Source organism: Pseudomonas sp. AGC41, from assembly GCF_057334555.1.
On the sequence record NZ_JBHFJB010000031.1, the window covers coordinates 6,410 to 10,416 of the forward strand.

General features: G+C 57.6%; 3 protein-coding genes and 1 rRNA gene. All 4 read right to left on the bottom strand.

Features of this window, described 5'->3' with window-relative positions:
* Nucleotides 1-172 precede the first annotated feature (172 nt).
* The 4 genes from ACE04F_RS05865 to rrf all read right to left on the bottom strand — a co-directional run bounded on the left by ACE04F_RS05865 (nt 173) and on the right by rrf (nt 4,002).
* The gene (locus tag ACE04F_RS05865) at nt 173-2,476 is read right to left on the bottom strand and encodes a PqiB family protein (protein ID WP_486105400.1); all 2,304 of its coding nucleotides are present in this window, start codon (nt 2,474-2,476) and stop codon (nt 173-175) included.
* Nucleotides 2,469-3,092 (bottom strand): paraquat-inducible protein A, encoded by a 624-nt coding sequence (locus tag ACE04F_RS05870; RefSeq protein ID WP_486105401.1) that lies wholly within the window; start codon nt 3,090-3,092, stop codon nt 2,469-2,471. Before ACE04F_RS05870 ends, ACE04F_RS05865 begins: the two co-directional genes overlap by 8 nt.
* On the bottom strand, nt 3,079-3,738 hold the full coding sequence (locus ACE04F_RS05875; RefSeq protein WP_486105402.1) for a paraquat-inducible protein A: 660 nt from the start codon (nt 3,736-3,738) through the stop codon (nt 3,079-3,081). The genes ACE04F_RS05870 and ACE04F_RS05875 overlap by 14 nt, the downstream gene beginning before the upstream one ends.
* A 148-nt stretch (nt 3,739-3,886) precedes the next feature.
* Nucleotides 3,887-4,002, bottom strand: a 5S ribosomal RNA gene (gene rrf / locus ACE04F_RS05880).
* Nucleotides 4,003-4,007 lie beyond the last annotated feature (5 nt).

Sequence of the window (4,007 nt, forward strand, 5' to 3'; positions counted from 1 at the left end):
GCGGCCTTTTTTCATTGCGCTAATTTCAAGCTTTCAGTGCAACTGATGGCCTCATCGCGAGCAAGCTCGCTCCCACATTGGAATGCATTCGGATGAACGATCCGGCATCCCTGTGGGAGCGAGCTTGCTCCGGGCGGCGTTCCGACGATTGCGTCAGGACAGACCTCTTGAATTACTTGCCAAGCGTGATTTTCGGCGCCCAGGTCAGCCACTCATCTTCAAACTTGTCGAACAACGGGAACGTCTGCTGCGGTCGCGCCGGGTTGCCCATTCGCTCGCCGTCCGGCGTCGCAAAAGCGATACCGCCCTGGATCAGTGTCTCCAACGACTCGGTCCGCACGGTAGCGCCTTTGAACAGGCCGAAGTCCAGGCCAAAACCGCTGCTGTTCCAGAAGCGTGTACCACTGCGCACCAACGGCGCGTACTTGGGTTCGATCAGGATATGGATCAGCACCCGGTCCGCCGTCTGGCCCAATTCATATCCCGTGACTTTGCCCACCGTCACCTCGCGATAGGTCACCGGCACGCCAATCTTCAACGAACCACGGCGCGCCGCACTCAATACCAGGCTCAAACCAGCTTCCGGAACCGCGCTTTCGGGTGGTTCGGCCAACGCAACAAAGCTTTTCTGTGGACCCTGGCTTTTCACTGCGGGCTGCACTTCGATGTATTGACCGGTCACCAGGGTTTCCAGGTTTGAGGTCTTCATCAACCCCAGCTCTGGCTTGACCACCCAGAACTGGGTACCGACGCGGGCGATACGCTCCGGTACTTCGGTGATACGCGCGGTGACCAGCACCGACTGCATATCGGCGCTGAGATCGACGTTCTCGATCTTGCCCACGTCCAGCCCCTTGAAGCGGATCGGCGTACCGCTGCGCAAGCCGTCGGCGCGATCGACCTTGATCGTCACGACCGTGCCGTTCTGCTGTGCCGATTCGCGGTCTGCATGCAGACGGAACCGCGGGATACGTCTTTTCAATGGCACATTCGGCTCCGGCGTCTCGAAGGCGATCCCGCCGGCCATCAGGCTCTGCAGGGACTCGCTCTTGACCTGTATCCCGCCAGTCAGACCGCCCGTGAGCGTGACGCCGCTAGCGTTCCAGAATCGCGTCGAACCGTTCACCAGCCCTTCGTATTCCTTCTCGATGTGCACACCGATGATCAACTGTTTTTTCTTGCGGGAGAATTGGTAGCTCTGCACCGAACCGACCTTGACCTGCTTGTAGAGAATCGGACTGCCGACTTCCAGCGATCCCAGATTCTCAGTCAGCAGCACCAGATGCAGCCCGGGGGAACGCAGGTCCAATGGCGGAGCCTTCGCCCTGGCTTCGAATTCGCGCTGCGGCGCCGCGCCCTTGTCGCCCGGGCGCACGGCGATGTAGTTACCCTTGACCAGCGCTTCGAGGCCGGTGATACCCGCTAGGGAAATCGATGGCTTGACGACCCAGAACTGAGTGCCGGTCACCAGGTAGTCTTCGGCCAAGGGATCAAGGGTCAGCTCAGCGCTGGCGCTGGACAAGTCAGGGTCGACCTTCAACGTCTTCAAGCTGCCGACCTGGATGCCTTTGTACATGACCGGCGTGCGCCCCGCCTGTAACCCTTCGAAATCACTGAGCTTGACCTTTACCCGGATCCCGGCGGCGGCCGCATCGAAGTCTTCGTACAGACGAAACGGCAGGCTTGGGTCCGTGGGTGGGCTGTCCTTGCGGTTTTCCGGCGTGGCGAACGCGATACCGCCGGCCACGATACTGGCAAGCGATTCGCTACGTACCTTGACGCCCGACAGGTTGGCATCAATGCTGATGCCGCTGGCGTTCCAGAATCGGGTGTGTTTGCGAACCAGGCTGGCGTAGGTCGGCTCGATGAAGACCTTGACCTCGACTGTGCGCTGATCTTCGGACAGGGAATAACTTTTCACCTGACCAACTTGAATCTGTTTGTAGAAAACCGGGCTGCCACGGTCCAGCGAACCCAGGCGCTCGGCCTTGATGGTCAGGTGCAGACCTGGCTTGGCGTCCGACAGCGGTGGCTCTTCGGCCAAGGCCTTAAACCTGCGTGTGGACTCGCCTTCTCCCGGGCTTATGGCCACGTAATTGCCTGATACCAGCGTCTCCAGACCGGTGATTCCGGCCAGGCTCACACTCGGCTTGACCAGCCAGAACCGTGTGCCGGTCTTGAGGTATTGCTCGACGTCCTTGTTCATTTCGATGGTCGCGATAACGCCCTTCGAGCTGCCCTCATCATCAAGCGTAAGGTCCTTTACCTTGCCCACCGTCATGCCTTTGTAGACGATCTCGGTCTTGTTGACCTGGATGCCCTCACCGCTTTCAAAACGTACGCTGATCTCGATGCCGGTCTCGTTATAAGCCCGCCAGCCGAGCCAACCGCCGATGATCAAGGCAATCAACGGCAAGACCCAGATGGCCGACCAGTTCGAAGCCGGTCGGGTTTTAGCAGTAGGCAAATCAGTCATGGTCGTCATCCGACTCCGTGTTATCCCAAATCAGTCGGGGATCGAAGGTAACTGCGGCAATCATTGTCAAAATCACTACGCTGGCAAAGGCGATGGCACCGAGACCGGCCTCAACACTGGCGAGCCGTCCGAAATTGACCACCGCCACCAGAATTGCGATTACGAAAATGTCCAGCATCGACCAGCGGCCGATGAACTCAATGAAGCGGTACATGAGGATGCGCTGACGCGCGGACATGGGTTGGTGCCGTTGCACCGAAAACAACAGCAAGGCGAGGCCCACCAGCTTGAAAGTGGGTACGACGATGCTGGCGACGAACACTACCGCGGCGATGGGGATCATGCCGTGCTGAACCAGCTCGATGACGCCGGCCATGATAGTACTTGGCGAGCCCTGGCCCAGCGAATTGATGGTCATGATCGGCAGCATGTTGGCTGGGATGTAGAGAATCGCGGCCGTGACCAATAATGCCCACGTGCGCATGAGACTGTTCGGACGACGGGGATGAATGCGTGCGCCACATCGGGAGCAGGTCTGTTTGTCTACGCCCGCATCCTGTCGATTCAACTCCTGGCATTCGATACAGATCAGGATACCCGCATCAATCGCGCGCATGGGAATCCTCTCCTGACAGCGCCTGCCAGACCTGATGCGGTGACATCACCACTTCCAGCCAGACCTGAACCAGCAACAAACTGACAAAACACACCAGGCCCAGGCCCAAGGTAATAGCCGCCATGTCAGCAAGTTTAACGATGGCAACCAGTACACCCATGAAATAAACCTCGAGCATCCCCCAGTCCCTTAAGTGGTGGTAAGTGCGATACAACAACAAGCCGTAACTTCGCCCGATATTCCAGCGAATGGTCAGCAGTACAATCAGCTGACAGAGCAACTTGAGCAGCGGAACCCCCATGCTGCACAGGAACACCACCACTGATACGCCGTGCATGCCGGTATTGAACAGACCAACCACGCCACTCCAGACAGTGTCCTGGGACGACTGTCCGAGCAGATTGAGCTGCATGATGGGTAAAAAGTTCGCCGGCACGTACAGCAGCAAAGCGGCGACTACCAAGGCGAGGCTACGTTCGACCACGTTATGCCGGTGAGCATAGAGTTCGTATCCACAGCGGGGGCATTCGGCTTTTTCGCCTAATGCCAGCTTTGGCTTGCGCATCAACAGGTCGCATTCATGACACGCCACCAGATCGTCCAAGGGTAGATCTGACAACCTATCGATGTCTGACGGATCGGGCATATAGCGCTCTGGCTCAACTAAGGTGGGGCTATTCTAGTGCTCCAGCTCGAAAATAACTGCGCAAATTTACCACGAGCTTCGGCCGGCTTTATCGCAGACAAAAACAAAACCCCTACCTGCATCAGCAGATAGGGGTTTCGGAATTTAATCTTGACGATGACCTACTCTCACATGGGGAAACCCCACACTACCATCGGCGATGCATCGTTTCACTTCTGAGTTCGGGATGGGATCAGGTGGTTCCAATGCTCTATGGTCGTCAAGAAATT